At 39.3% G+C, this 26,794-nt stretch carries 30 protein-coding genes and 4 pseudogenes; 30 read left to right on the top strand and 4 right to left on the bottom strand.

All coding sequences use genetic code 11. The features are described from left to right. The first annotated feature begins 555 nt into the window (after window positions 1-555). The 13 genes from ltrA to COR50_RS20660 all read left to right on the top strand — a co-directional run bounded on the left by ltrA (window position 556) and on the right by COR50_RS20660 (window position 11,004). Complete coding sequence (ltrA, locus tag COR50_RS20720; protein ID WP_098196342.1) at window positions 556-1,809, top strand: group II intron reverse transcriptase/maturase; 1,254 nt, start codon at window positions 556-558, stop codon at window positions 1,807-1,809. A gap of 136 nt (window positions 1,810-1,945) precedes the next feature. Next, window positions 1,946-3,043: an RHS repeat domain-containing protein gene (locus COR50_RS20715; RefSeq protein WP_098195772.1), complete on the top strand. Its 1,098-nt coding sequence runs from the start codon at window positions 1,946-1,948 to the stop codon at window positions 3,041-3,043. A 7-nt stretch (window positions 3,044-3,050) separates the two neighbouring features. Beyond that, entirely contained in the window at window positions 3,051-3,296 is a 246-nt protein-coding gene (locus tag COR50_RS20710) for a hypothetical protein (RefSeq protein WP_098195771.1), read from the top strand. Between the two features lie 398 nt (window positions 3,297-3,694). Continuing rightward, a complete protein-coding gene (locus COR50_RS20705; RefSeq protein ID WP_157761040.1) occupies window positions 3,695-4,483 on the top strand; it encodes a hypothetical protein in 789 nt (262 codons plus the stop codon). A gap of 317 nt (window positions 4,484-4,800) precedes the next feature. Further along, window positions 4,801-5,181 carry a hypothetical protein gene (locus COR50_RS20700; RefSeq protein ID WP_098195769.1) on the top strand — a complete coding sequence of 127 codons (381 nt, stop codon included), beginning with the start codon at window positions 4,801-4,803 and terminating at the stop codon, window positions 5,179-5,181. Window positions 5,182-5,463: 282 nt separating this feature from the next. After that, the gene (locus COR50_RS20695; protein ID WP_098195768.1) at window positions 5,464-5,799 is read left to right on the top strand and encodes a hypothetical protein; all 336 of its coding nucleotides are present in this window, start codon (window positions 5,464-5,466) and stop codon (window positions 5,797-5,799) included. Window positions 5,800-6,144: 345 nt separating this feature from the next. After that, a complete protein-coding gene (locus COR50_RS20690; RefSeq protein ID WP_098195767.1) occupies window positions 6,145-6,627 on the top strand; it encodes a hypothetical protein in 483 nt (160 codons plus the stop codon). A gap of 77 nt (window positions 6,628-6,704) precedes the next feature. Continuing rightward, on the top strand, window positions 6,705-6,872 hold the full coding sequence (locus tag COR50_RS20685) for a hypothetical protein (RefSeq protein ID WP_157761039.1): 168 nt from the start codon (window positions 6,705-6,707) through the stop codon (window positions 6,870-6,872). A gap of 5 nt (window positions 6,873-6,877) precedes the next feature. Next, window positions 6,878-8,173, top strand: coding sequence for a DUF6843 domain-containing protein (locus COR50_RS20680; protein WP_098195765.1), 1,296 nt, complete (start codon window positions 6,878-6,880; stop codon window positions 8,171-8,173). Between the two features lie 185 nt (window positions 8,174-8,358). Further along, entirely contained in the window at window positions 8,359-9,393 is a 1,035-nt protein-coding gene (locus COR50_RS20675; RefSeq protein WP_157761038.1) for a polymorphic toxin type 44 domain-containing protein, read from the top strand. Window positions 9,394-9,455: 62 nt separating this feature from the next. Next, on the top strand, window positions 9,456-9,908 hold the full coding sequence (locus COR50_RS20670; protein ID WP_157761037.1) for a hypothetical protein: 453 nt from the start codon (window positions 9,456-9,458) through the stop codon (window positions 9,906-9,908). A 418-nt stretch (window positions 9,909-10,326) separates the two neighbouring features. Then, entirely contained in the window at window positions 10,327-10,668 is a 342-nt protein-coding gene (locus COR50_RS20665) for a hypothetical protein (protein ID WP_098195762.1), read from the top strand. 6 nt (window positions 10,669-10,674) lie between these two features. Further along, window positions 10,675-11,004 carry a hypothetical protein gene (locus tag COR50_RS20660; protein ID WP_098195761.1) on the top strand — a complete coding sequence of 110 codons (330 nt, stop codon included), beginning with the start codon at window positions 10,675-10,677 and terminating at the stop codon, window positions 11,002-11,004. Window positions 11,005-11,102: 98 nt separating this feature from the next. Here the strand turns inward: COR50_RS20660 and COR50_RS20655 are convergent, their stop codons facing one another. After that, window positions 11,103-11,381, bottom strand: a complete 279-nt coding sequence (locus COR50_RS20655; protein WP_098195760.1) for a helix-turn-helix domain-containing protein — start codon at window positions 11,379-11,381, stop codon at window positions 11,103-11,105. A 251-nt stretch (window positions 11,382-11,632) separates the two neighbouring features. Here COR50_RS20655 and COR50_RS20650 point away from each other — a divergent pair, with 251 nt between their 5' ends. The 4 genes from COR50_RS20650 to COR50_RS20635 all read left to right on the top strand — a co-directional run bounded on the left by COR50_RS20650 (window position 11,633) and on the right by COR50_RS20635 (window position 13,336). After that, the gene (locus COR50_RS20650; RefSeq protein ID WP_157761036.1) at window positions 11,633-12,067 is read left to right on the top strand and encodes a hypothetical protein; all 435 of its coding nucleotides are present in this window, start codon (window positions 11,633-11,635) and stop codon (window positions 12,065-12,067) included. Then, window positions 12,054-12,557: an RHS repeat-associated core domain-containing protein gene (locus COR50_RS20645; protein WP_098195758.1), complete on the top strand. Its 504-nt coding sequence runs from the start codon at window positions 12,054-12,056 to the stop codon at window positions 12,555-12,557. Before COR50_RS20650 ends, COR50_RS20645 begins: the two co-directional genes overlap by 14 nt. Before the next feature lie 92 nt (window positions 12,558-12,649). After that, window positions 12,650-12,865: a hypothetical protein gene (locus COR50_RS20640; RefSeq protein WP_098195757.1), complete on the top strand. Its 216-nt coding sequence runs from the start codon at window positions 12,650-12,652 to the stop codon at window positions 12,863-12,865. A 6-nt stretch (window positions 12,866-12,871) separates the two neighbouring features. Then, window positions 12,872-13,336, top strand: coding sequence for a hypothetical protein (locus COR50_RS20635; protein ID WP_098195756.1), 465 nt, complete (start codon window positions 12,872-12,874; stop codon window positions 13,334-13,336). Between the two features lie 100 nt (window positions 13,337-13,436). Here COR50_RS20635 and COR50_RS20630 read toward each other — a convergent pair whose 3' ends face one another. Then, a complete protein-coding gene (locus COR50_RS20630) occupies window positions 13,437-13,619 on the bottom strand; it encodes a transposase (protein WP_232516387.1) in 183 nt (60 codons plus the stop codon). On the opposite strand from COR50_RS20630, the gene COR50_RS22640 reads away from it, so the two are divergent. From COR50_RS22640 to COR50_RS20590, 9 genes and pseudogenes are all read left to right on the top strand, one after another. Beyond that, entirely contained in the window at window positions 13,533-14,030 is a 498-nt protein-coding gene (locus COR50_RS22640) for a hypothetical protein (RefSeq protein ID WP_232516395.1), read from the top strand. The two genes, COR50_RS20630 and COR50_RS22640, sit on opposite strands and share 87 nt — an antisense overlap. Further along, window positions 14,027-15,157 carry a polymorphic toxin type 44 domain-containing protein gene (locus COR50_RS20625; protein WP_157761035.1) on the top strand — a complete coding sequence of 377 codons (1,131 nt, stop codon included), beginning with the start codon at window positions 14,027-14,029 and terminating at the stop codon, window positions 15,155-15,157. Before COR50_RS22640 ends, COR50_RS20625 begins: the two co-directional genes overlap by 4 nt. 21 nt (window positions 15,158-15,178) lie before the next feature. Further along, on the top strand, window positions 15,179-15,676 hold the full coding sequence (locus tag COR50_RS20620; RefSeq protein ID WP_098195754.1) for a hypothetical protein: 498 nt from the start codon (window positions 15,179-15,181) through the stop codon (window positions 15,674-15,676). A gap of 613 nt (window positions 15,677-16,289) precedes the next feature. Next, window positions 16,290-17,117 carry an SH3 domain-containing protein gene (locus COR50_RS20615; RefSeq protein ID WP_098195753.1) on the top strand — a complete coding sequence of 276 codons (828 nt, stop codon included), beginning with the start codon at window positions 16,290-16,292 and terminating at the stop codon, window positions 17,115-17,117. An 80-nt stretch (window positions 17,118-17,197) separates the two neighbouring features. Next, window positions 17,198-18,133 (top strand): annotated as a pseudogene (locus COR50_RS20610) (RHS repeat-associated core domain-containing protein); the annotation flags it as partial. Further along, a complete protein-coding gene (locus COR50_RS20605; RefSeq protein ID WP_098195751.1) occupies window positions 18,123-18,617 on the top strand; it encodes a DUF6896 domain-containing protein in 495 nt (164 codons plus the stop codon). The pseudogene COR50_RS20610 and the gene COR50_RS20605, both read left to right, overlap by 11 nt. 325 nt (window positions 18,618-18,942) lie before the next feature. Next, window positions 18,943-19,233, top strand: a pseudogene (locus tag COR50_RS20600) (hypothetical protein); the annotation flags it as partial. A gap of 208 nt (window positions 19,234-19,441) precedes the next feature. Then, window positions 19,442-19,690 (top strand): annotated as a pseudogene (locus COR50_RS20595) (DUF2380 domain-containing protein); the annotation flags it as partial. Between the two features lie 2 nt (window positions 19,691-19,692). Next, window positions 19,693-20,205: a hypothetical protein gene (locus tag COR50_RS20590; RefSeq protein ID WP_098195748.1), complete on the top strand. Its 513-nt coding sequence runs from the start codon at window positions 19,693-19,695 to the stop codon at window positions 20,203-20,205. A 67-nt stretch (window positions 20,206-20,272) separates the two neighbouring features. Here the strand turns inward: COR50_RS20590 and COR50_RS20585 are convergent, their stop codons facing one another. Then, window positions 20,273-21,133 (bottom strand): IS256 family transposase, encoded by an 861-nt coding sequence (locus COR50_RS20585; RefSeq protein ID WP_232516219.1) that lies wholly within the window; start codon window positions 21,131-21,133, stop codon window positions 20,273-20,275. Between COR50_RS20585 and COR50_RS20580 the strand changes: the two genes are divergently transcribed. After that, the gene (locus COR50_RS20580; protein WP_098195747.1) at window positions 21,107-22,678 is read left to right on the top strand and encodes an RHS repeat domain-containing protein; all 1,572 of its coding nucleotides are present in this window, start codon (window positions 21,107-21,109) and stop codon (window positions 22,676-22,678) included. The two genes, COR50_RS20585 and COR50_RS20580, sit on opposite strands and share 27 nt — an antisense overlap. After that, window positions 22,660-23,166 (top strand): hypothetical protein, encoded by a 507-nt coding sequence (locus tag COR50_RS20575; protein WP_157761033.1) that lies wholly within the window; start codon window positions 22,660-22,662, stop codon window positions 23,164-23,166. Before COR50_RS20580 ends, COR50_RS20575 begins: the two co-directional genes overlap by 19 nt. A gap of 179 nt (window positions 23,167-23,345) precedes the next feature. Here COR50_RS20575 and COR50_RS20570 read toward each other — a convergent pair. Then, window positions 23,346-24,206: pseudogene (locus COR50_RS20570) on the bottom strand (IS256 family transposase). Between COR50_RS20570 and COR50_RS20565 the strand changes: the two are divergent. Both COR50_RS20565 and COR50_RS20560 read left to right on the top strand, forming a co-directional pair. Continuing rightward, entirely contained in the window at window positions 24,180-25,763 is a 1,584-nt protein-coding gene (locus tag COR50_RS20565) for an RHS repeat domain-containing protein (protein ID WP_232516218.1), read from the top strand. The pseudogene COR50_RS20570 and the gene COR50_RS20565 overlap by 27 nt on opposite strands. After that, on the top strand, window positions 25,753-26,793 hold the full coding sequence (locus COR50_RS20560; protein WP_157761032.1) for a hypothetical protein: 1,041 nt from the start codon (window positions 25,753-25,755) through the stop codon (window positions 26,791-26,793). Before COR50_RS20565 ends, COR50_RS20560 begins: the two co-directional genes overlap by 11 nt. Window position 26,794: the final 1 nt, after the last annotated feature.

Here is a 26,794-nt window from a genome sequence, read left to right as displayed (position 1 = left end):
GAACCGTTAGCCCAAAGCAAGGGTGTTTACTGCGAAGTAAAATCTGAAGGAAGCGGCGGGCAAAATTGTGAGCTGACGAACAGGAACAGGATACAAGGCTTACTCATTGGGTAAACTGGCATTAGACAGTGAAGCCCCATAGTTAGACGTAAACATGAGGTAGTAAATCCTGCAGCTTACAAGGTAGGAATAATGAGCTTACCATGGGAGATCTGGTTTTTTTTTCAGAGGTGGCGATATGAGCGAATGTCAAAGCAAAGAAGTGAAATCAGAAGTCAGCAGAGGCCATATTAGCGAAGAACTTTCTGTAATGGAAAGGGAGCGAAGGGCAGAATCTTTAAAGCAGGGGATTTTTTTTTGAGGTAGTAAAAGTCAATGTCGAGTAACAAAAAGGATAACCAAGTACAGCGGCTCCGGATGAATCCGATGGAAGAACGCGAGCAGGGCAGTCACCTTAACGCAGCGGCTATACCCGTAAGGTATGGGCAAAGCGGGAAGGTAAATCCTGGGTGGCTTTCTGCGTGTAAAGAAGAAAGAAACCTGACGAATCGATTAATGGATCAGATTGTGGACCCATTAAATTTAAGTAAGGCGTACCAAAGGGTGCGGAGCAATGGAGGAAGTGCGGGTGTAGATGGGATGGAAGTAGAAGCGTTGCGATGCTGGCTGGGAACGCATCTCACCGAGTTGCAAGATCAGCTATTGCCAGGCACGTACGAACCCCGGGCTGTGCGAGGAGTTGAGATACCCAAACCCCATGGGGGCAAGCGGTTGTTGGGCATACCCACGGTGAAAGACCGCCTGGTGCAGCAAGCGGTGCACCAGGTATTAAGTGCAAGGTATGAAAGAATATTTTCTGCGAACAGTTATGGGTTCCGTGCCAACAAGAGTGCGCATCAGGCACTGAAGGCGGCGGGAATCTTCATTGCATCGGGGAAGGGGTATGTAATAGACCTCGACCTGGAGAAGTTCTTTGATGAAGTGAATCATCACCGGTTGATGTGGTTGTTGAAAACGCGGATCGGTGACAACAGGGTACTTCAACTAATACACCGGTATCTGAAAGCAGGAATGATGCATGGTGGTTTGACCGGGCAACGCATCAAAGGCACACCGCAAGGCAGCCCGCTAAGTCCGATATTGTCCAACATCGTATTAGACGAACTGGATAAAGAGCTGGAAAGAAGAGGGCATAGCTACGTAAGGTATGCTGACGATGTGAAAATTTTTGTTAGCAGTGAACGAAGAGCCAAAGAGGTGAAAGAGAGTATCACTGGGTATATCATGGATATGCTCAAGCTCAAGGTGAACGGGAGTAAGAGCCGGATCTGCCGGGGGGCTAAATTAAACTTCCTGGGTCACAGTATCTTCAATGACGGAACCCCGGGCCTTAGTAGAGCGAGCGAAAGAAGGCTAAAGGACAGATTGCGCAAGCTAACAAGGCGTAATAAAGGCGTGAGTCTGGATCGGATCATTGGTCAACTGCGAACAAAATTACAGGGCTGGCTGAACTATTTTCGCTACGCCCGCATGAAGAGCAAGATGGAATCGGTGGATGGTTGGCTAAGGCGCAAGCTTAAATGCTTCAGACTGAAGCAGTGCAAGCGTAGGATAGGCATTGTCCGCTGGCTTCGGAAACTTGGGGTTGAAGAAACCCTTAGCTGGCGAGTTGCACTAAGCGGTAAAGGGTGGTGGAGGCTAAGCAACAGCCCCGCTCTGAACATGGGTATGGATAAGTTGTGGTTCGCGCAACAAGGCTATTACAGCCTGAGCGAGAACTACAAATCCTTACATCGTAAACTACTTTAAAGAAACCGCCGTCCACGCAAGTACATACGTTGGTGTGAGAGGGCGGCAAAGCTTAATTAACTTTGCCCCCTACTTTAATTTAAGAGGCTTTGCAATTTATGCTTAGCAAAGAAAGCATCCATGAGCGCAAACAGATGTGAACGTTCATCTTTGGGCAGTAATTTCGAATAAGAAGCTCGCCCGCGGTAGTGGATCTACGGTTGATTATAATGATGCTGAGCTGTTGAGCGCGACGGATTATTATCCTTTCGGAATGCAGATGCCGGGAAGGGTGTTTAATAGTGGTGGGTATCGGTATGGGTTTAACGGGAAAGAGAATGATAACGAGGTGAAGGGTGAGGGGAACCAGATTGACTTTGGTATGCGTGTGTACGATCCACGGGTAGCCAAGTTCTTGTCAGTTGACCCTATGAGTAGTGAGCGTGTTGCATGGACGCCTTATAACTCCATGCGTAACAATCCTATTAACAACATTGACCCGACTGGAGCCCTGGATGAATGGGTGCAAACAGGAGGTGAAATGAAATGGGATGATCGGGTCGTAGATCAAAAGTCTGCTGAGCGCATTTATGGAAAAGGAGCGATTTATAGGGCGCCGGGTTATGAGTATACGGCAAAGAACGGTGATCGTATTCATCTGGGAGATGAGCGGATGTTTGCTGTAAATGGAGTTGTTAAACAGGCACCTAACTCAATTCCGGCAAATAATTTTACTCCTGGAGGATTTAATCAGTTTTGGCAGAATAATAGGGGAAGTTTTGATTCGCGGGTGGAGGCGTATAGAGCATGGCGAGGAGAACCGGGTGAGCATGAAGGTGAGTCAAAGTGGGATAGAATATTTAGATTGTCTGCAAACTTTAGCATGGAGGGCAGGAGGGAATTTGCTAGTGGAGGAATGAATATGTATAATGGATGGGCGAGAGGAGTTCGGAATACTAATACGATTTACCGTGTTGTTACGAACGAAGAAGCTGCGGATGTTGTGGCGAATGGTTTTAGGCAACCACCGCTAGTTTCTAAGATTTCAGCTTACGAGGGTAAATTATTTTGGACAAATATGGATGATGCCAATTGGTATTTAAATTGGGTGGGAAAAGAGGGTAATACTGTGCTTAAAGTAAAAGTAGACGGGAGCTTTATTTTTGAGAATGGGACTGATGTTGGTAGGCAGTTTTATTTTGTTAGTCCCGAAAGATTGCAACAACTCAATAAGGCTATCATAAATGTAAAATAGAAATGCAATGAGAGGAAATATTAAATGGGAAAGTAAAGGTGTTATTATAGGAAGAAGGGCTTTTTTGTTTTGCTTTGGTGATAAATGTATGTCTGGTAAGATTTTGGATTTTCATCAAATGCCGGAGCCTGATAAGTTTGAAATTGCTGTTAGTTTTATTGAGCCTGAATTTTTTCGAGCGGAGCTTGTAGTAGGCAATAAATTTACAATAAGAGAAGGATATAAGGTTTTAGCGGAAGGGGTGGTTCTTTAAAGTAATGGTTATTTTTAAGACGATATACAAAGCGTAGCTCGTGTTAAGACTATTAGTGAGAATAGTGATGTTGGTACATTGCGAATAATCATATTGAGGGGTACGATCAGGCAATAGCGAATGCTAAAGCAAATAAATCCACATCAGGCAATATTCAGTATAGTGTTCTTGAGGTTGATAAGGCTGCATATCTTAAGGCGGTCAATGGTAATTCTACAATATTCAGTGTCAAGTATAGTGAACTTAAAAGTTTGGGAGGGAGCTTGTTGTTAAAAAGCGGGTTGTTTAAGGAGGTTCATGAAGCAACAACAGATATTATAACAGAAATAAAGCAAGATACAAGTAAAGAGACGTTGCTTGAAGATAGGAAGGGTGGTGGTTAATAAAGAAATATAATAATGAGAAGTGGTAAATTGTTCAGGATAGATAGCTTAAGTGTGGGCTTCTTATATGGGGTTCTATTTTTAATAGCTATTTTAAGTTTTTCATGTAAAAATACAAATATGAGAAATATTAAGGAGCAAGATCTGCGCCTTTCATTTACTTTACTAGATAAAAAATGTTATGGTAATGTTGATTCAATTGAGGACTTGTCGATTAGTTCTTTAAGAGATATAACCTATGAAATGATAAAGTCGCTTGACTCGGATACAAAGGGTAGGGATAGTTTTTTAGTGTATTATAATAGGTATCGTCAATCTCTTTTATATGAGGAGTATATATCTTCTTCAAGAAGGAGCTTGAGGATTGATTTAGAAAATTTTTTATCTAAGCTATCCATAGGTGACATTTCTGGTGACAACTCGGTTTTTAAAAGAGCATATTTGCACTATAAGTGTTTAGTTGTTTATAGAGAGCAATGGTTTGTATCCGGAGAAATTTCATTTTCAAAGGATTTTTATGAGAAATATCTGGCAAAATATTCAGAATTGATATTTAATCATTATCAATATGACGGTGTGCCGGACGATATTAATTCTTTGCCGATTTTAGGCGAGCCCGACGAGAATATAATCATGCCACATCTCCTCGATCAAAAGAGGGCAAGCTTGCTTTATGATCATATGATGTCTATTTTGCCGACCAATGATGATGTTTTGAATCAAGAAAGAGATTTGTTCATTCATTTTCTTGAGAAGGTGTTGAGTGATCAGGCTCTTCTGATCATTAATAATTACTCTGTGTAGGTTAAAAGTAGGGCAACACATTTGGTTATTGATCTTAAGATTTAGGTTTATGACACTATCTGCGAACATCCATTACCTGGACGCGTCCTCCGGGATGGGGGCGATGGGTCGCCCATTGGTCACGGGAGCTCGCGCCTGGGCCTGTTCCGGCCAGGTGTGAAACTCGGCAGCGGTGGCACGGTAAGTACGAGCTGGAATACGTTGGGTACTAAGCAATTCGAGTTAACGAACCATCTCGGTAACGTGTTGGCGGTCTCCAATGACGCAACAAGATGTAAGAACGATTAGAAAATACTTGGAAAAATTTGGTAACTAATATGAAACTAGCGACATCAATAGAGTTTATAAAAAACTTAGCGCAGTATGATTACAATAATCATTATTACGACTTTCACAATGATTACAGTTGTGAAAAGATATCGTACTCTGATAGTATATTATTAATCGTTTTCAAAAGTCTGATTGACGGTCTTTTTTTGTCTTTAAAATTCACAGAGGTCAAAATAACTACGGTGGATTTTTTTAATGTAAAAGAAATAGAGGGACTAACTCTCGATAACTTATACAGAGGAAGAGTTGAACTTAACGGAGAGCTAATTGAGGTTTCGGAAAATGGTAGAGGCTATTTTTATTTAGAATTTTACGAAGGTCAAAAAATGGAATTTTGGGCTAAGGATATAGGTATAGAACAAGAGTAACACAAAAAGCCGCTAAGACGGGAGAAAACATATTAGAAGGAGCAGTTAAGAGCAATAACAGCCAATTTGTAAGTAAAATTCCTGCAAACTCTAAAGCAAATGCATCTTTTGAGTTGTTAGAAGATGGGAATTATTTATTTAAGGCCACATCACCAGGAAAAGTCCCAGGTTCACGTGCCTTGTATCAGAAATGGGTGAATCCACAAGGGGAAACTTTCAAAATGTTGAAGACGACATTCGCTCCTGATGGAAGTATCATTCACATTAAATCCAAAATGTAATATGAGAAACAGAATAGAGATATTAAAAGATTTGGTTTTGCTTCAAGGAAATATTGAAGTTTTAGAGAAAGAGCTATCTCAATATCCTTGGGATATTGAAAAGCCCTTGTTTAAAATAAGTACAGAGGATTTATCCAATCTTTTGAAAAGAAGTATAAATGATGAAATCAATTTTGAAACTCTAACAAATTGGGCAAATGTAATTGAATGTAGAGATGATATGGAGTTTGCAGATGAAAAAATGCAGGAAACTATATTTGAATTATCCAGTCCCGAAATAAATGGAGAGATAACAAAAGAACGATTGCAAGAAATAGTTGACGAACTGAAAGAGTAATGCCGCTAAGGGTATAACTAATGCGGACGAAATGTTGGTCCGCAGGGCTATGGGTATTCTCTTACTGCAAATGCTTAGGGACAATATCCGGTTTTAACGTGGGGTAACAGGGCAAATTCAACTACTCATTTGAATACTGGTGCAGTATGGAAATATGGTGAAACTTCTTCAAAAAGTGATAGATATTCACTGGGTGAATTAGAAAGAATAGGGTAGGGGGTGTAAAGGAGAATAAGTTATTTTTTGGTAATCAAGTACAAATCAAAGTTGCTGAAAAGACGGCTATTTATAACTATTTTTTCCAACACGGACATTTACCTCCGGGCAATAAAATTTTTAGATAGAATGAAGTTTGTTATTAGTTTAAGGTTATTCGAGATTACTCTTTCTGAAACTATTCGTACGAATACAGAGAAAGTAGTTAGCGAATTAACTAATAGAATAAATACCTATATAGGTAAGCAAGATTACGGAGATAGTATCCTTGAATATGAAATCATTCTTTATGTTGTGAATATGCCAAAAGACTATGAGCATTTATACAGAGGTTTTAAGCCCAAATATGTAGAACACAAATTATTGACAAATAAGCATACGGGCGAGAAGTTTGAAATGAGCAAATACTTTAACTACAGTGTAAAGATAGAAGGAGCGTTATATCACAAATTCATAAGCTTCACCAACGACGAGAGCACTCGCATATTAGCATTAGAGATTTTAAAGTCTTTAAATAATTTAGATACTTTGCTTAAGAAAGTCAAGGATTTTGACAAGGAACGGTTTAAATCGGATATGGAGCAGTTTTTCAGAACTCAAAATTTACTTTAAACATAAAGCCCCGACACTATCTAGTAAAATATGTGTAAATTCAAAAGTCGGGGAATGGGGATAATTTGTTGAGCGCGGTGGATTATTACCCTTTCGGTATGCAGATACCGGGAAGGGTGTTTAACGGTGGAGGGTATCGGTACGGGTTTAATGGGAAGGAGAATGATAACGAGGCGAAGGGGTGGGAAACCAATACGATTATGGGTTCAGGATATATGATCCCAGAATTGGAAAATTATCTGTAGATCCGTTGGCGAAATCTTATCCATGGAATTGTCCATATTCGTACGCTGAGGGGGATGTAATTAGAAGTATAGATTTAGATGGGCTAGAAAAATATATTATACACCAAAGAAGTTTTGCTCCTTGGGAGTTTTTCGGAGAGATAGCTAGCGGAGGGCAGTATAAGTATTCTGGAGATCATCGTGGATTTTCTATTTTGTCAGATAATATGATCAAGACTAAAGTGTCCACTGCAATGACTTTAGATATATCTGCTGCAAAAGCTACCTTAACAGTTGCCAAGCAATTTGGCAATACAATAAGGTATGATGGAGAAACAGGTGAGGCATTGAAGACCGCGCCAATAGTAAATCCAGAAGTTATCATGTGGAATGCACAACGTAATGGGAGTGAAGTTTCAGTAAAGGCCAGAATTGAGGGGCAGGCTCCACTTGCACCCTTTCCTATACTTGACCCGATTAGTTCATTGATTGATCAACCGATAGTTTGGACAGGGGAAACATCTATAGATAATCATATATCAGATGGATATATAAATGTTTCTTATAGTTTGATTGGGAAAGGTTTTCCTGCATTTGAATCATTTATTGAAGATGCAAAGGGTACAAAATTGTTTATAGGCGCCTATACTTCGCCTGCAAAAAGTAATATACTTCAAGCACTATCAGGTTCAGAGCTATCTCTTTCAAGAACATTTAATACCAAGATATCTACAGATCAAGATGGAAATTTTAATGGCGTTTATACCAAGGATAGAAATGGAAATGATGTTGTAGTGAGTCCTGCGACTTATAATGCTCAAATATCCAATGCCTCTCCAGCGAGAGATTTACCTGGAAAAAAATTCCTTAGTATGAAAATAAGTTTATGGGTTATTGTTGTTGGTTTAAGTTTTATGCTGATGTCATGCGATCACACATTGCATTGCGAAAAGCATTTTATTCCAAGTGGATATGTTGGAAAGGTTACTGTTTATTTTAATCAAAAGAACGGTCAAAAACAGTATGATAAAGATGGGTGCATTGTTTATTCTATTCCTAAAGATGGAAAATGTTTAAGTGCTTTGCCTATTAAGCAAGGGACGGCATACCCAAATCAAACATTTACTTTTTTTGAACTCGTAAGTAAGGATAGTACAAATCAAATTTTTGAGTTTTATGAAAATGAATATTTGAAAGATACTATCCACAATAGAGAGAAAAAATATATTTTTTTATTAAGTAGTGGATACTCAGAAGGCAATTATAATTTTGAATATTATGTAGATTATGGGAAGGCTTATAAAAGTCATTTGCATTATTAGATATTCTGATAGTGTCAGATAGTGTCAGACTTTTGTTATTTTACCAGCTTGAGCAGCACCTCTACGGCAGCAGCCGCCTCGGCCTGTGGAACCCCGGCTTGGACCTAAGTACGACCTTCGATATCGACACGAGCTGGCTCTCCGAAGGCCGCCGCACCTACGAGCTGACGAACCACCTGGGCAACGTGCTGGCCACGATCAGCGATAAACGCATCCCGGTTTATGAAAATGATGGTTTGACGGTTGCGTATTATGATGTAGATTTGTTGAGCGCGACGGATTATTACCCTTTCGGAATGCAGATGCCGGGAAGGGTGTTTAATGGTTGGGGGTATAGGTATGGGTTTAATGGGCAGGAGAAATCAGATGAGATTAAAGGAGAGGAAAATAGTTATACAGCGGAGTTTTGGGAGTATGATAGCCGTTTAGGTCGCAGGTGGAACACAGACCCAAAACCCCATCCATCTATTTCTAATTATGCAACTTTTGCAAATAATCCCATTTTCAATATTGATGTTTTAGGGGACACTACATATAGATTTAATAAATCAGATGGAAAATATTTAGGTATGTTTGATACTGATGCTTTTGGTCAAATTGGTTCGTATGGAAGTATGAAATCCATAGGTAAAGGCAAGAACAAGCAAGAAATTTGGGATGGTCTAAGATTTGAATTTGCAGACCCACAAGCCGATGCCCAACAGATAAGAGATGGTATCATAGATAAACTTATTTTTGTTAGTAATGGTGAATTAAAAGGAATTCTTACTTCACAAGGTGCGTTTAAATATGATAATAAAAATAGTTTAAGAAGTTTTTACAAGAAAAGTAAAGGGGGGCAACCTTTTGATTATTCATATTCTTTAATACCTACAAAATATGCTTCACAAGGTGCAAGTAGCGACCCTCTCAATAGTCCTTCTCCAATGCTATTTTTACCCGAAGGAGATTATACTGTACATAATCATATGAATTTTGGCAACTATTTATGGGCTGCGTCAGGATTTACTTTAGGATTTAGTTATGCTACTCTACAACTTGGTGCGCATTTTAATAGCAAAATGAATTCAGGTTCAAATGGCTATCCTTCAAAATGGGATTCGGAAGATGACCAAAATTCTATTAAAAAAGGTGCATTTCACGCTCAACAATTTAAATATAGAACCATCTTAGAATTAAGGCACCAAGCTGAAATAAAGAAAAAAGGAGGTAGCAGATAATGATAGCTTTTAAGAATGTTATTCTATTATTCCTTATTTTATCATCTTGCTCAAATGGAAGTATGAAAGAAAATGATATTGACGGTTTTATTTCAAAATTTAATAATGAAAATTTCAACAACTTAAAGGGAATTTCTATCTTTCAAAGGAGCAAGGGAGTAAATGAAATTGTTTATGCTGTCGGGAGATATGGAGAAAACAAACCTTTATATTTTGTAGAGTTCAATACTTCACAGAAAAGAATAAAGAATATTAGTAGGTCTCTTTTAATACAAAATAGTATTCCTGATTATTTAACGGATAACGAAATAACCAACGCAGTTAATGAAATTAGAAAATATGATTTTTATCTGTTGTCAGTAGATAGTTCAGAAAATGTTTTTATTAACCCTTACAGACCTAATGAACCAGCATATTATTTAAGACTTTCAGAAAACATAAGTGACAGTATTGTCCGTAAAGGCTATGTATTCAATCATTATAAAGATAATTGGTATATAAACGATAAAAATTAAAAGTATTATTTTAATCCCTGCTTCGCAGGGTAAAAAAGAGGGCGAAAAAATTGAGCGCTAAAAGCACGCATTTATTTAGTTGACTTCGTGAAAGAAAAAAGGAGCTGTCTCATAAATATTGAGGCCGCTCCTTTGTTTATAATAATATTTCTATCAATTTGAATTTTAAGAAATGAAGTAGAGAAAGTCTTTTAGCCTGATTGCGTAGCAAAACTTATAGTGTTTTTTTCTTTTTTGTACGCATCTTTAAAGATACTTGTAGTTGCTAAGTAAACACCTTTGTTGTCTGTATAGAAAACCCCGTTTGGTTTCATCTCCGGCCGTAATTATCTTGAAGCGAGGAATATGATACTATTAGATTTCTTTCTTTTACCGTTACGACTCAGAAGGAAAATTGCTCCACAATAGGTTGCAGTAGGTGCTGGATGCCATTGCCGATAATCAATACACGGAAGATATCGACAATCAAAGCTCCGCAGACAACTACAATTACGATAAAATCGGTAATATTGTAAGCGACATTGCCGGCAAAATCACGAACATCGACTGGACAGTTTACTGCAAGATCAAACGCATTGCTAAGCAAGAATTTGCTCGCGGCAAGAATTATTCTAACGAGGTTGTTTTATCCAGAAGATTTAAAATCTCTCGGCTATTACGTTCTCCCACATCTCAGACCGAAATGTATGAATATGAAGGAGAGGTACTAATACCTGGAATTGTAACTGGAGCATCAGTAGAAAAAGTCAAGAAAGATTAATTTATTATGGATTTTATTCAGTTTAAAGATTTTTACAAATCTCACTATGGTAAGGCGTTGCCTTACGCTGAAAATGTTCAGTACAAAGATACAGGGGCATATAATAGAGAAAAAATACTTGAACTTTATAAGTTTCGATATGAGGGGTATAAAGATAGAGGTAAAGTGAATCCAGAAATGGAATTGCTTTTGGAAAGTTTGGGTCGTTTTAAACAAGAAAATGTGAGGATCCATGAACTTGATTTAGGAAATGCTCTTCATTTGTACTTTACAGATGAATTTTGTAAGGTTTTTATAGGTGAATTGTATTCTAGGTTCTTAAATGGAAGAATTTGAACCAGAGTATAGTTTGAAAATATATGAGTAAAGCGCAGTCCAGGTGGGCTGCGCTTTTTATTTACTATAAGCCGTTTTGTTTTTAAAGTCGCGAATCATCATGTCGATATGTTCAACGATATAAGTTTTGCATCCGGTGCCAGGGCGTTAATATCTTCCAGTCTTTTAAGCGTAGCCTGATCGAGCACCAGGTTTGTTTTATCCACCAGGAAGTCAATTGAAATATCCAGTACATCCGCAATTTTAATAATAACCTCAATGAAAGGCATCATGGCATCGCGTTCATAGCGCCCGATGATATCTCCGGAGGTGCTGATGCGTTTGCCGAGCTCGGGAGATATTTTTCTGCTTGCGCAGTAGCATGATGTGTGAGCCAATAGTCATTTTACTGAGATCCAATACAGATCGAGAAAGATATTTCGAATTACCCGGAACCGTTTGAGCATAGCTGTGTCTTTTAAAAGGTCAGGCTGTTCGTTTTCTCTCAATAGGTAGCTACAGGGGATCGATTATGCCTACACCTTGCAGGGTTAGCTGAAGATGTGAACGGGCATTACCTGAAGGAGTCTTCCGGAATGGGGAGGCGCGGTGGCCCGCGACGCCTGCGTCTACAACCGCGTGGGCAACCTTGTCAAGGATTTTTCCGGCGGCATCGACAAGATCGGCTGGACGGTGTGCGGTGTACGGCAAGATCGGCCAGATCACGAAATCGGGTGGCGGCATCCTCGATTACCGCTACGCCGCCAGTGGCCAGCGGGTATCGAAAGCCTTCACGCCGCCGGGCGAGGCCACGAAGACGACCTGGTACCTCCGGGAGCCATCGGGCAACGTGTTAGCCACGATCAGCGATAAGCGCATCCCGGTTTATGAAAGTGATGGTATGACGGTTGCGTATTATGATGTAGATTTGTTGAGCGCGACGGATTATTACCCTTTCGGAATGCCGATGCCGGGTAGGGTGTTTAATGGTGGTGGGTATAGGTATGGGTTTAATGGGAAGGGGAATGATAACGAGGTGAAGGGGGGAGGGAAATCAGCAGGATTATGGTATGCGGGTGTATGATCCGAGGATAGGGCGCTTTCTGTCTGTGGATCCGTTGGCGAAAGATTATCCTGAATTAACGCCTTATCAATTCGCGAGTAACAGGCCTATCGAGTGTATTGACTTAGATGGTGGCGAAAGTGCTTATTTGACCCCCGGTGGGCATTTAAGCATGCCTTCCGATGCACTTAGGCACCCAATACCTAAAAATGCTTATGTTTTTTCAACCGAAGGAGCAAAAGGGGCGCTCAAGCTAGGTACCAGACAAGGAATCTTTTATGGCGTCGCTGCTTTAGTTGCATTAGATTTCTATTTAACCGGAGGAACCGTCACCAATGCTGTAAGTAAATTTGCATTTGCAACTTCAATATATGGAGCTTTGGATCACAATCCCGCAACTACGGAAGAAGGGAAGGTTATTCAATCTGAGAAAATGAAAGATGCGTTGGTTGACTTGGCTACAGTTGGAATATTACATAAGGCATTTGGAATGCTAAGGATTAAGGGTTAGAATGTTTCAACGACGCTTCAAAACGTAGAATCAGAAACAGCAGCCGCTAAGGGGGTAATGCAGCTAGTAAAACTACAGGAGAATTAAGAACTATGGTTGGGGGAGAGAACGCTGCAAGATTAAGACAACTTTTTGGAACAAATGAGAAAGGAGCACAAGCCGTTCTTGAAAATATTAAGAATGTCGAGTTGCCAGAGGGGCTTACAAAAGAAACGATACAAGCTTATCGTGAATTAATTAATAGAGTTCCAAATCCAAGAGGAACACAAGCAATTCGTGCACAAATATTAGATCACTTATCAAAGTAAATAAATATGCTCCTGATTTTATTTATAGAAAATACATTTAAATTATTTCTCTGCAAATCAATTTACATTAATGATATTATTATACTCAAAAATAAATTGTATAAAATTGACTCAACTTCCAAAAGCAATGAAGGTTTTATTGGCTTCTTTGATTGGCTAAGAAAAAATGACAAAACTATTGTAGGTATCCGATTGAATTTTTTCGATTACTTGAATTATTGTAATGTACTTATTACTAAAAGTTTTGTGAAATATGTTTTTGAAAATAGGTCAATAGAACTAATGTTTAAAGGAGAATATTTTAATTTTGATTTAAGTGGAGACCAAGATTTTACCAATAATTTTGTTTATGAATCTGAGGACGGGGAATATGTTTTCACATTTGGCTTAGATCACTTAACAGAAGATGAATTAAAAAGTTTGCAAGAGTATTGTGAGGTAATAACAGAGGAAGAATTAGGAAGCTGCTAAGGGGTAGGACAGTTGAGTTTTAAAGAAGTTCAAGCGCTTACAAAGACTTATTCCACTGAATTGAATGCTTTCTTTAAATCAGGGGGAACTAAAATGGCATCTAAAGACAATTATTCACTACTTTGCTGTTCTCCCGTACCTTAAACACAATGCCATCCATCCAAACGATGAGATAAACTGGTTCTAACGGTCGGTTTTGCCAGGCGACAATATCTTCAGTCACACGGCTGGTGATGCGGCTGATAGTGGCCGTGGAAACGTCAAATTTATAGGTTTCCCTTATTTGCTCTTCTATGTCAGATACGCTCATCCCCTTGGCATAAAAAGACACTACACGGAAGATATCGACAATCAAAGCTCCGCAGACAACTACAATTACGATAAAATCGGTAATATTGTAAGCGACATTGCCGGCAAAATCACGAACATCGACTGGACGGTTTACGGCAAGATCAAACGCATTGCCAAGCAAGACGGAAGTTCTTTGGAATACGCTTACGATGTGGCGGGTAACCGTATATTTAAAAAATACACGGAAGCCGGCGGCACCGTACACGAACCTGGTACGTTAGGGACGCAAGCGGTAATACCCTGGCGGTTTACGGTAATACGGCGTCAGACCCGTCCGGCGTTTACTGGCAGGAGCAACACCTTTACGGGAGCTCGCGCCTGGGCCTGTTCCGGCCGGGTGTGAAACTCGGCAGCGGTGGCACGGTAAGTACGAGCTGGAATACGTTGGGTAATAAGCAATTCGAGTTAACGAACCATCTCGGTAACGTGTTGGCGGTCATTTCGAATAAGAAGCTCGCCCGCGGTAGTGGATCTACGGTCGATTATTATGATGCTGAGCTGTTGAGCGCGACGGATTATTACCCTTTCGGTATGCAGATGCCGGGAAGGGTATTTAATGGTGGGGGGTATCGTTTCGGGATGAATGGCCAGGAGAAAGTTGACGAAATATCCGGCTCCGGAAATCATTATACAGCACCGTTTTGGGAATATGATCCGAGGATAGGAAGGAGATGGAATATTGATCCTATATTAAAGAGATATGAGTCATCATATGCCACTTTTGCAAATAACCCTATTGGGATTACTGATCGATTAGGGAATGATACAGTATTATATACGCAAAACTCAGGTTGGAAATTAAATGCCTTCACAAAAAAAGGGGGAGATCCAAGAAATATCATTTATACAGTTAATGAATTAGCTAGCAATTATAATGCTAAAGATCCTTGGGCGACAGCTCGTGTGCTTCTATATGAAGTTGGTAGCAAAGTGAAAGATCCTAGTGTAAAGAAAGGAATTACCGGTAAGTCTTTGCCATCAAATCACCCATTAAGTTTTAATGCAGAAACAGGCAAAGGAGGTACTCTTGCTGGCCAGCCAGTTTTTGAAGCAGACCTTTATGATATGACTGGTACATTTATGAAAGTATTAAGAGATGGGAATAGCCATTTCTTACCTACTAAAACGGGGCCTTGGAAGTATTGGTTTTATACGCAGGTTACAGATAACGGACCATATGATACTAAGAGTACTAAGAGGTCGAATACTTCTGATGTTCCGGTATTTGCAGTAACTTATATTGGAGAATGGACACTTTGGGGAGGTACGTTAAGACGCTATGATGATTATGGTAATATAAGTTATAGATACTGGGGACGATTGTATGGATTTAGTGAAAAATATTTATTGCAAAAATCAGATGATAATCAAGATACCATGAACGGTACAACAACAACAGGGGTAGGAGATGAGCCCAGGGATAAATATTCAATAATGATGGGCTTTAAATTGTATAATCGCGAACATTAAATCAAGAAAATATCTTGTACTATGAAGAATTATATTGTATTGTCGTTGTTTATTTTATTTCATTCGTGCACTCAAATTTTTAAAGATCCTGAAATTCATATAAAGGATAATAAAAGTTATGATTCGTTAGGTCGGTTGTTGAGTGGTAAAGTTCAATATTATTATCAAAATGGAATTATGTCTAGCTATTTTGTTTATAAAAATGGTATCCCAAAAGGTGACTGGAGGTTATATGATTTAACAGGAAATGAAATACAAAGAGGGTGTAATTTTGATGACCCTGATTTTGAATCCTTAGTTTCAAAAAGATATAAAGTGGATTATGTAATTTTGAATAAGTGGAGTGAAGGAGATATACGATTTATTACAGCTTATGTAGGACTGAAAAATAAAACTACAGATGTATCTAATGACTCCATGACAGATTTTACCAATTACCTTAATAAATATAAAATAAAGAATATGGAATTTTTATTTCTGCACAATAATGATACAATTTATAATAGAAAGATTTGGTGATCATTATCAGAATGGGCAAATAATGTAAAATAAATAATAAAGAAGCTGCCTCAATATTTATGAGACAGCTTCTTTTCTTATTTTTAAGGTTCAAATCGTCCTTTTTTCTCTCTTTTCTTCCTTTCCCCGAACCGATTGAATTTTACCGATTTTGGAGGAGGCAAAACCACCCCAAAATGAAGCCCCGAAAACCATAAAAACCGAAACGAAAAAAAACCGAAAAGGAGGTTGTGGTACACAGTACGTCAGCAAGATTTTTTGTTGCCTATAATCCTTTGTGGTGTTGGGTTATGGGGTTGATGCTTTTTCTAATTGAAGCTTCCGTATCTTTGTCGCTCAATTTTCGCTTTAGAGAAGCTTATCCAGAAAAATACCGCTTCTAGGATTTTAGCAACTAATAAAGTTGAGTTTGGTACAGCTCATCCATTTCCCACTAAAAGTTTTTCAAAGGATGAGGGTGCAAATTCGATAGACAATATAAATGATGCCTCTGCTGGAAAGCCAGCTATGACAGTCCTTATAGTTACAAAGGTGAGACAGAAGTTTATCAGGACGAAAAAAGTAACAAAGAAGTACATTTAGATGAAGTTTCAATAGACAAATAGCATGATATATGAATAGATTTTTATTTTTCTTGGTGCTTTTATTTGCATGTAATGTAGCCAATACTGAAGAGAAGGTCAATTCAATAGAACAGGATTCAAGTATGTTAGTCGGTGTACCTGTGGTACGAGTATCTACAGGAATTTCCATGGATACAGTATTTTTTGTTGACGCTTTGATAGATTCTGTAGAAAAGGAACTTGATAATTCTATAATTGATAGAAAGTATCTTTTATTAGGCGATAATTACGATACTATGTGGATTTCTTTGTATAGAAATGAGAATGTGCCGCTAAAAATTGTATATACGCTCTTTGAAGATGGAGGAAAGGCGTTCGGCTTCTCCGAGTTTTATTTTGTTGATTCCGGAAAATATGTTTTGCAGAAAACAGGATATGATGATATGGAGCTGATTACAGTTCTTTTTTCTGGTGAAGCGTACAGAATGCGGAAAAGGAAGTCAAGTGATTTTATAGAACTTCTAAAGGATTCCATCGACGTTCGTAAATATATTCAATTGGAGGCTTCTAAATTACTCAAAGAGCTGTTGCAGGGTTTCCCAGGTATTTCGTATAATTCAGTCAATTCTGATAATGAGACAAGTATTCCATTGAGTGTATACCGCGATATCGATATATATTCTAGCCCGGATACTAATTCTTCTATAATTGGACATTTGTCCGCCGGTTCGCAAATTAGTTATCTTGATGCTAGTTCAATGGCCTATACATTTGGTGGTAGAAAATGGATTTGGTACTTTATATCGTCTGAGAAAGGTAAAGGGTGGGTATTTGGACATTCAGATTTTATAGGCGAAACTACCGATGAGTCTTACTAGATATATTTTAGTGTGTTTAATTGAATTGTGAGTTTGTAATATAACTGGCGTAACGCTGATTTGGCTACCGATTTGGGTTTAACGGGAAGGAGAATGATAACGAGGTGAAAAGAGAAGGGAACCAGCAGGATTGCGGGATGCGGGTGTATGATCCGAGGTTGGGGAGGTTCTTGAGCGTTGATCCATTAACGAGCTTGTATGCATTCTATTCTCCATATCATTTTGCAGGAAATACAACCATAAATGCAATTGATCTGGATGGCATGGAGCCTACGGGTAATGTCATGGATGTAAACCGACAGGGCCAGAGGACGGTATTTGAGCATGGAGAGAGATTTTTGTTAGATAGAAATTGGATATTTGCTCAGCCGTACATAATCAACGTGGGTATAATGAAGGGAGCTCAGTCTTACCATTTCTATTGGTGGAAAGACAATGAGTGGCAGGCGTTTAGACCAGGGCAGAACATGCATGATCTGGCAGAGGGGATGGGTAAAGTTACTTTGGGAGCTACCACTACTGTTGCTGTAGGTATGATAGCAAGAGCTTTAATTGGTTCAGGAACTTGGATTTATAGTGCGGCTATACAATATTATAGATATACTCCCACTATTGCAGCAGCAGGCCGATTTGGAGCAGAGCTTTTAGATGAAAGTGGTACTATTGGTGTTCAAAATGCGGGATACAGTCACCTAGTAAATTATGGCGCTAGTCGGATTCGGAAATTTATAACTATGGAAGAAGGTGCTTTATTCCAGGTTGAGAAGTTCAAGCAGGTGATAACAGGGGGAGGTGAAGGTTTGAAAAAGTTGTTAGCAGACCCAATTTATGCGGTTGAATATGCAGGAAAGACCTACATACTAGATGATCATAACCGCTTAAAAGCATTTTCTGACTTGGAGAAAAGTGTAGATGTAACCCTTTTATCTGTAGAGGAAGCAACGAAATCTTATAAAGATAAAATGGCGTATATAATAAATGGAGAATTTAAAATAGAAATTAAGGATGATTTTTGATAGTCTTTTTTTTGAGGAAGTACTTTTTGAGTATGCGAATAGAATCCATTTGTTCAATGATTTTTTGGTGCAAAAATTTGAACTTAAGGATATTCCATATAACGAATCAGGAAGGGCTTTTCCCAAAATTGGGAGTTTAGAAATTAATAATGAAGTTATTAATTATAGATTCCATGGCCGAGGAGCAACTTTGTTTTGGGATGGTATTGAAATGAAGTTTGATATTGATGCTAACAGCAATCATCGCATTATAACATCGTCATGGCCATATCTGACTTTCTTAAGTGGGTATGTAAATAATTTTGATAAATCTCGGTATCCGTTTTCTTTGATAGATCAAGTATTAGTTTCTTTTGAAGAAAAGGGCTTTTTGATGGCAAGGAAGGAAGGAGAGTCCGTTTTTCACATTAATGAATTGTGGTATGAAAAGCGAAAATTAGGTTTGGAGTATAAAGGAGATAATAACGCAGAAATTGATTGGTAAAGAAATTACATATTAGTCTTAAAGTAGAATATAAACCCGGTCAATAGTGCAGGGTTTATATTTTACTTGCTATAAGCTGTTTTATTTTTAGCTACTTGAATTTTGAATGGAACGGGTGGTGTACCTGCAACCAACTTATAGAAAGAGCATTAAAAGTTCAATCCCAAAGATTGGAAATGATAAATATAGTACTTGGAACAATTAAGTAAATATGAGTCAGTTAGAAAAACTTAAACTAAAATGGGAAGAGGAAAGCCTGGATAAATTCCACCCTGCTGATTTAGCGTCTATTCAATCATTTGAGCAGTAAAACAATGTTGTTCTCCCAAATGGCTTAAAAGAGTATTTCAAGATGCTAAATGGAACAGGTGAAGAATATACAGATGAACTTTATGAATTTTATTCTATTGAGAAAATAAAAAAAGTATCAAAGGAGTTTCAAGAATGGGAAGGGGTTCCAAATCATCAATCTCTTATAAATCTTATTGTAATTAAAGATTTATTTGTTTTTGCAAATTTTAGTTTTAATCAATTTGTATATGCAATTAAATTAAGTCAAGAGGAAACGGAGAATAATGAAGTATATATCCTATGTGGTAAAGAGTATAAAAAATAGCAAACACTTTCTCGGAATTTCTTGATTTGTATTTAAGTAATTCGTTAGAATTACAATTTAATAATGAAGATAGTTGATGAAATAAGGTAATGCTGCTAAGACGGGAGGTACTAATAGTGTAGAAGTAGTTGCCGCTAAGACGAGTACACAAGCGTTCAAATCATTTACAGCAAGTAATTACAGATACAACCTTCAGGTTTTAACAGGGAAAAGCGGGGTTGGCATGGATGCACACCACATATTCCCACAAGCTCAAAAATTTCAATCGTATTTTCAAAAGGCAGGCATTAATATCCATGACCCTAAAAATTTAGTTTGGTGGGAAAGAGGAGCGCATAGAAGTGCAGCAGGAGCATATAATAATGCTCGGTCAAACTTCTTTAGAGCCAATCCAAATGGAACAGGTCAGCAAATACAAAGTTTTGGAGAATCATTAATGAAGCAATACGGATTTTAATTATGGATAAGTTTTATAGTTTTCAGTGGGCACAGAAGAAAGGTGAGATATTAGTTGAATCTTTGAACGATTACAATGGCCAAGACTTAATGCTGGGCAAACATTCTTTTAAAGAACCGTTTTTAGTTAAAGTCAGCGAGGGAAAGAGGTTATATGATATTGTGTATTTTCAAGACCCTTTCAATTTTGCAATATCTGAACGAGTACATAGGCTATTGAATGATGCTGGTGTAACTGGCTGGAACGGTTATGAAATAGTCATTGAAGGAAGAAATGAAAAATATTATGGCTTTCAGGTATTGGGTAAATGTGGTGAATTAAATAGGCCTAAAGGATCAGGTTTTGTTACAGGTTATGAATTTGAAAGTGAAACATGGGATGGGTCTGATTTTTTTTGTCCTCAAGGGACTCTACTTATTTTTTGCACAGAGCGGGTGACTCAGCTTTTGACTACCAACCAAATTACGAACATTGAATTGAAAGAAATTGATACTATACAATGGTATAGTGCCTAAGAACAGTAAAGCCCGGGACTATTTCAATAAGTGTGTAAACTTAAAAATCGGGGAATCAGAGTAATAATTAGATTCTCGCCCTTTTATCAAAAATAGTTAAAAACTGATTCAGGATCATGCCCCAGTTTCTAATGGGCATGGTCCATTTTTTTGATACTTCCCGCAAAGCCAGGTATACGGATTTAAGCACGGCTTCATCTGTAGGGAAGGATAGCTTGTTTTTGGTATATTTTCTAATCTTACCGTTTAGATTTTCGATGAGATTTGTTGTGTAGATGATCTGCCTGATCTCCAGGGGGAAGTCAAAAAAGACAGTCAGTTCCTCCCAGTTTTCACGCCAGCTTTTGATGGCGTAGGCATACTTTGCGCTCCACTTAGCATCCAGGGCATCAAGAGCAGCCATAGCAGCCTGCCTGGTCGGTGCGGCATAAACATCTATCATGTCTGCGGTAAATTCCTTTTTATCTTTCCAGGCAACATAGCGGCAGCTGTTACGGACCTGGTGTACGACACAAACCTGGGTGGCAGACTGAGGGAACACTGATTTGATAGTCTGAGTGAAGCCATTAAGATTATCGGTGACCGTTATTAGAATATCTTCCAGGCCACGGGCCTTCAGATCAGTAAGTACAGTCATCCAATAAGCGGCTGACTCATTCTTACCCAGCCACATCCCTAGCACTTCTTTGAGGCCATCCCGCTTCAGGCCCACAGCGATATAGACGGTTTTATTCACTACTTTGCTGTTCTCCCGTACCTTGAACACAATGCCATCCATACAAACGATGAGATAAACCGGTTCTAACGGTCGGTTTTGCCAGGCGACAATATCTTCAGTCACACGGCTGGTGATGCGGCTGATAGTGGCCGTGGAAACGTCAAATTTATAGGCTTCCCTTATTTGCTCTTCTATGTCAGATACGCTCATCCCCTTGGCATAAAAAGACACTACGAGGAAGATATCGACAATCAAAGCTCCGCAAACAATTACAATTACGATAAAATCGGTAATATTGTAAGCGACATTGCCGGCAAAATCACGAACATCGACTGGACGGTTTACGGCAAGATCAAACGCATTGCCAAGCAAGACGGAAGTTCTTTGGAATACGCTTACGATGTGGTGGGTAACCGTATATTTAAAAAATACACGGAAGCCGGCGGCACCGTACACAATACCTGGTACGTTAGGGACGCAAGCGGTAATACCCTGGCGGTATACGGTAATACGGCGTCAGACCCGTCCGGCGTTTACTGGCAGGAGCAACACCTTTACGGGAGCTCGCGCCTGGGCCTGTTCCGGCCGGGTGTGAAACTCGGCAGCGGCGGCACGGTAAGTACGAGCTGGAATACGTTGGGTAATAAGCAATTCGAGTTAACGAACCATCTCGGTAACGTGTTGGCAGTCATTTCGAATAAGAAGCTCGCCCGCGGTAGTGGATCTACGGTCGATTATTATGATGCTGAGCTGTTGAGCGCGATGGATTATTACCCATTCGGAATGCAGATGCCGGGTAGGGTGTTTAATGGTGGTGGGTATCGGTTCGGGTTCCAAACTCAAGAGAAGGTAAATGAAGTAGCAGGCATCGGAAACCATTACACAGCAACCTTTTGGGAATACGACCCTCGTACTGCAAGGCGTTGGAATTTAGACCCGAAAGGAATTGTTAGCATTAGTGATTATGCAGCATTTAAAGATAATCCCATAATATATACCGACCCATTAGGCGACTTTAATACAAAGTTTGGTGCTTGGCTGTATCAAAAAACACATAGTACGGGTGGTACGCTTCAAAAAAATGATGGCGAATGGTTTATTAACAGAAATTCATCAGATGAAAACGGTGTGGTTGTAAGACCTGGCGTTTATGATTGGAACGGAAGCTCACAGGCTTATAAGGGTTCTGGTTGGGGGCATCAGGCTCGGAGTATGGTAGCAAGTATGTTTGGTGTAAATGGCAAGTCAGACAATATATTTAGCGTAGGCTTAAATTCAATACTGCAAAGTGGCTCTACCGAACTCACAGGCGGTTTGCTTGATAAAGTAAAACAAGACCCTGCAATTGTGGATTTTGAGAACTCAATTGTAGAAAGATTAAAAGGTAAAGAAGCAGGAACTTATAATTTTAGTCAAGGTGTTCAGCTTGGCGGCAAACGAGGTAGTTTAAACCCATTCTCAAAAAATAGTGCAGCAACTTGGAAAGTAGCAGGCAACCCATTGACTTGGGTGGTGCGCTCTGTGAATGTACAGGCAGCCGTAGAGTTGAATGCAGAAGGAGGAATGCACATTACCTACAAGTTTGTTGATAATTTAGACCTACGCCCCGAAAAGGGAGGCAAGGTTTATTTTGGAGGCGGCAACCGTCCTTGGCAGTACAATGCAGCATCAAGCGTATTAGGTGTGCCTTATCACGATGTGGTAGGTGGTAACGATAAAATGAAAGTAAAAGCAACATGGACAAGCGACCGATAGTTTTTGCAACCTTTCTTTTAATGCTGAGTTTGCTCACAAGCTGTTGGAGGCAAAGCGATAATGGGCAAGCCAAAGACCAACAAAAACAAGTGGATAAGTTTTATACCGAAACAGGCGGTTGGGATTGGATTAGAGTACCATTAATAAAGCCTTATGAAGCTAAAAAAATTGACCCAAAGTTAGAAAGTAGCAATTGGTATATATCTTATGGAAAAATAGACAATGCTATAAATGTAAAGGATGTGTCTGTAATAGATAGTATTATATACGCATATTGTGGCGACAGTACTTTGTTAGACTATAAGTATATAAAAGCGGCTTGGTTTATTTTTGATGTAAAAAAGAATATCAAACAAGGTTTTTCAAGCGAATCGGAATTTGATAATTATTTGCAATCAAACAATTATCCCAAACCGCATTGGCAAGATATAGATAGCATATCAGAAATGTTAGGCAATGGTGGTCAAGTTCCTTGGATGCCAAAATAAAGAAAATCAAAACCCTGCTTCGCAGGGCAAAAAAGGGGCGAAAAATTGAGTGCTGAAAGCACGAATTTATTTAGTTCACTTCGTGAAATTTTGAAAGGGGCATTTGCCCCTTTTCTTATTTTTTAGGGGACTATTTCAATAAGTGTGTAAACTTAAAAATCGGGGAATCAGAGTAATAATTAGATTCTCACCCTTTTATCAAAAATAGTTAAAAACTGATTCAGGATCATGCCCCAGTTTCTAATGGGCATGGTCCATTTTTTTGATACTTCCCGCAAAGCCAGGTATACGGATTTAAGCACGGCTTCATCTGTAGGGAAGGATAGCTTGTTTTTGGTATATTTTCTAATCTTACCGTTTAGATTTTCGATGAGATTTGTTGTGTAGATGATCTGCCTGATCTCCAGGGGGAAGTCAAAAAAGACAGTCAGTTCCTCCCAGTTTTCACGCCAGCTTTTGATGGCGTAGGCATACTTTGCGCTCCACTTAGCATCCAGGGCATCAAGAGCAGCCATAGCAGCCTGCCTGGTCGGTGCGGCATAAACATCTATCATGTCTGCGGTAAATTCCTTTTTATCTTTCCAGGCAACATAGCGTCAGCTGTTACGGACCTGGTGTACGACACAAACCTGGGTGGCAGACCGAGGGGACACTGATTTGATAGTCTGAGTGAAGCCATTAAGATTATCGGTGGCCGTTATTAGAATATCTTCCAGGCCACGGGCCTTCAGATCAGTAAGTACAGTCATCCAATAAGCGGCTGACTCATTCTTACCCAGCCACATCCCTAGCACTTCTTTGAGGCCATCCCGCTTCAGGCCCACAGCGATATAGACGGTTTTATTCACTACTTTGCTGTTCTCCCGTACCTTGAACACAATGCCATCCATACAAACGATGAGATAAACCGGTTCTAACGGTCGGTTTTGCCAGGCGACAATATCTTCAGTCACACGGCTGGTGATGCGGCTGATAGTGGCCGTGGAAACGTCAAATTTATAGGTTTCCCTTATTTGCTCTTCTATGTCAGATACGCTCATCCCCTTGGCATAAAAAGACACTACGCGGAAGATATCGACAATCAAAGCTCCGCAGACAACTGCAATTACGATAAAATCGGTAATATTGTAAGCGACATTGCCGGCAAAATCACGGACATCGACTGGACGGTTTATGGCAAGATCAAACGCATTGCCAAGCAAGACGGAAGTTCTTTGGAATACGCTTACGATGTGGCGGGTAACCGTATATTTAAAAAATACACGGAAACCGGCGGCACCGTACACAATACCTGGTACGTTAGGGACGCAAGCGGTAATACCCTGGCGGTATACGGTAATACAGCGTCAGACCCGTCCGGCGTTTACTGGCAGGAGCAACACCTTTACGGGAGCTCGCGCCTGGGCCTGGTCCGGCCGGGTGTGAAACTTGGCAGCGGTGTCACGGTAAGTACGAGCTGGAATACGTTGGGTACTAAGCAATTCGAGTTAACGAACCATCTCGGTAACGTGTTGGCGGTCATTTCGAATAAGAAGCTCGCCCGCGGTAGTGGATCTACGGTTGATTATTATGATGCTGAGCTGTTGAGCGCGACGGATTATTACCCTTTCGGAATGCAGATGCCGGGAAGGGTGTTTAATGGTGGGGGGTATCGGTATGGGTTTAATGGTAAGGAGAATGATAACGAAGTGAAGGGTGAGGGGAACCAGCAGGATTACGGGATGCGGGTGTATGATCCGAGGATTGGGCGCTTTCTGTCTGTGGACCCGATTTCAAAGAGTTACCCGGAGCTGACACCTTACCAATTTGCAAGTAATCGACCAGTTGATGCTATAGATATAGACGGATTGGAAGCTTACGTCTTAACTCAATCATTTGACGGCAAGGGAAACATTATGAGTAGTTCATTCGTTTGGAATGAAGGTGCAGCACCCGTAAAAAACGGACAAGTTCATTACATACAAAGAATAGTAACAAGTGGAAGTATAAAGCGAATAAGTCAAGTGATTTCCGCAACAAAAATCAATTATAGAGGAGGCGATTTGAAACCTACCCCTGCGCCGCCAGGGGTATTAGGAACAACTAACTACTATAAGTGGCGAGATAGCGACTTTAATATACGCCAGACGCTAATGGATGATCTTTGGTCATGGCAGCCTGAAGCACCTGATTATTATTTGGATTATGGAGACAAATATGTAAATAGATTTACGAAACAGTTGCGTTCTAAATTATCAATCGCTGGTAAAAGATGGCTTGATAATGCTTTAGTGAATTTACAAAATGCAATGGAAAGTAAGTTAAATTCAGACCCTGAAATTGAGACGGACAATAAGCGATTTCAGAAGTTTGCTTTTGATTCCCATGTTGATGCATATGAGAACGCGGGATTATTGGATTTGCCTATTCAAGATTTGGTACTTATAGGTCTAACCCCTGGTATAGGAGATTTGTTAAGCCCAAATGGGTTAAAGCAAGTAAGGCAAGTAACACGGGACTATATACAACACGCTAAAGAACATCCTGTTTCTGCTACTTTAAGAGTTGTTGAGTTTATGATTCATATATATAGAAAGTTAAAGAAAGATGATGAATAGAATAAAGATATTTATTTTGATCTTTTCTTGTATGATCATTGCGGGATGTCATCAACATACCGCATTTAATCCTGCAAATATTGAATTAACAAAAATTGCAAAAATCCCTAATAATATAGAGTTTTGCCAAATCGACTCGGTTTCGGATGGATATTTGATTTCTTATTCTCGTTCATTTGCCAAAGGAGGTGGATGCGGGGTGATTAAAGTAATCAATAGTGATGCGAATATAAATATTTCATTATATGAAAGTGATAGCAGTACTATCTCCTCTATAGATGTGGACGGGAATAACATCTTTTTTATCCGTAACGACTTTAGTGAAAAGAAATTGAGGACACTTTTGTTTTCTAGTCAAGACTTGGGACGTAATTGGACTGTTATTAACACGCCATTAGGCACAATAAGGAAATTTCTAAAAGTAGACGATTTTCTGTATGTTGAAGGATCGATAGAGGGAACAGGTAGGTTTTTTAAATCATCAGGTACGGGTAATTTCTGGGTAGAAATAAATACACTTGAGGAAGGGTTTAAAAGCCTCTATTTATTAAATAAATCTTCTTCAGGCGCACATTTGGTTTGCATGGGATCTTATTCCTTTAACCAAGGAGATAATAGAGGCCTACTATTTAATACAGAGAGAAAAACATTTAAGAGCATTGTAAACTTGGGCGACAATCCGATTTACCTGAAGCCAACAAGCAAGGATACTAAATTGCATGCCTTTTTGGAAGGAGGAGTTATAATGATTTATTCATTAGAGAATGATTTTCACTTGCAAAACAAGATTACGTTACCAGATGATCTAAATATCACAAATTTATATATTGATGTTGAATCTGACTTAATGGCAGTTAGTAATAGAAATGTGAAGAATCGAGCGAATGAGATTTGGATAAGTTTTGATAAAGGACAACATTGGGCTCCATACGAGCATGAAGATTCTCTTAACTTGATTAGCTCTTCTTTCGGGGCTTTGTTTATGATTGATGTTGATGGCAATATTTATAGAGGGAATATAAAGAAGTAAA

The sequence above is a fragment of the Chitinophaga caeni genome (assembly GCF_002557795.1).
GTDB lineage: Bacteria > Bacteroidota > Bacteroidia > Chitinophagales > Chitinophagaceae > Chitinophaga > Chitinophaga caeni.
Note: the sequence above shows the minus strand (reverse complement) of the source record. Positions and strands in the feature narration are given on the sequence as shown.

Bases quoted from the DNA above. Each gene is read 5' to 3' on its own strand.
- COR50_RS20700 (WP_098195769.1), top strand. From the start codon at position 4,801: ATGAAACTAGCGACATCAATAGAGTTTATAAAAAACTTAGCGCAGTAT.
- COR50_RS20605 (WP_098195751.1), top strand. From the start codon at position 18,123: ATGATTTTTGATAGTCTTTTTTTTGAGGAAGTACTTTTTGAGTATGCG.
- COR50_RS20585 (WP_232516219.1), bottom strand. From the start codon at position 21,133: ATGAGCGTATCTGACATAGAAGAGCAAATAAGGGAAGCCTATAAATTT.
- COR50_RS20670 (WP_157761037.1), top strand. From the start codon at position 9,456: ATGAAAGAAAATGATATTGACGGTTTTATTTCAAAATTTAATAATGAA.
- COR50_RS20575 (WP_157761033.1), top strand. From the start codon at position 22,660: ATGGACAAGCGACCGATAGTTTTTGCAACCTTTCTTTTAATGCTGAGT.
- COR50_RS20695 (WP_098195768.1), top strand. From the start codon at position 5,464: ATGAGAAACAGAATAGAGATATTAAAAGATTTGGTTTTGCTTCAAGGA.
- COR50_RS20705 (WP_157761040.1), top strand. From the start codon at position 3,695: ATGAGAAGTGGTAAATTGTTCAGGATAGATAGCTTAAGTGTGGGCTTC.
- COR50_RS20590 (WP_098195748.1), top strand. From the start codon at position 19,693: ATGGATAAGTTTTATAGTTTTCAGTGGGCACAGAAGAAAGGTGAGATA.
- COR50_RS20640 (WP_098195757.1), top strand. From the start codon at position 12,650: ATGGTTGGGGGAGAGAACGCTGCAAGATTAAGACAACTTTTTGGAACA.
- COR50_RS20620 (WP_098195754.1), top strand. From the start codon at position 15,179: ATGAAGAATTATATTGTATTGTCGTTGTTTATTTTATTTCATTCGTGC.
- COR50_RS20635 (WP_098195756.1), top strand. From the start codon at position 12,872: ATGCTCCTGATTTTATTTATAGAAAATACATTTAAATTATTTCTCTGC.
- COR50_RS20690 (WP_098195767.1), top strand. From the start codon at position 6,145: ATGAAGTTTGTTATTAGTTTAAGGTTATTCGAGATTACTCTTTCTGAA.
- COR50_RS20645 (WP_098195758.1), top strand. From the start codon at position 12,054: ATGCGGGTGTATGATCCGAGGATAGGGCGCTTTCTGTCTGTGGATCCG.
- COR50_RS20560 (WP_157761032.1), top strand. From the start codon at position 25,753: ATGATGAATAGAATAAAGATATTTATTTTGATCTTTTCTTGTATGATC.
- COR50_RS20710 (WP_098195771.1), top strand. From the start codon at position 3,051: ATGAGAGGAAATATTAAATGGGAAAGTAAAGGTGTTATTATAGGAAGA.
- COR50_RS20660 (WP_098195761.1), top strand. From the start codon at position 10,675: ATGGATTTTATTCAGTTTAAAGATTTTTACAAATCTCACTATGGTAAG.
- ltrA (WP_098196342.1), top strand. From the start codon at position 556: ATGGATCAGATTGTGGACCCATTAAATTTAAGTAAGGCGTACCAAAGG.
- COR50_RS20615 (WP_098195753.1), top strand. From the start codon at position 16,290: ATGAATAGATTTTTATTTTTCTTGGTGCTTTTATTTGCATGTAATGTA.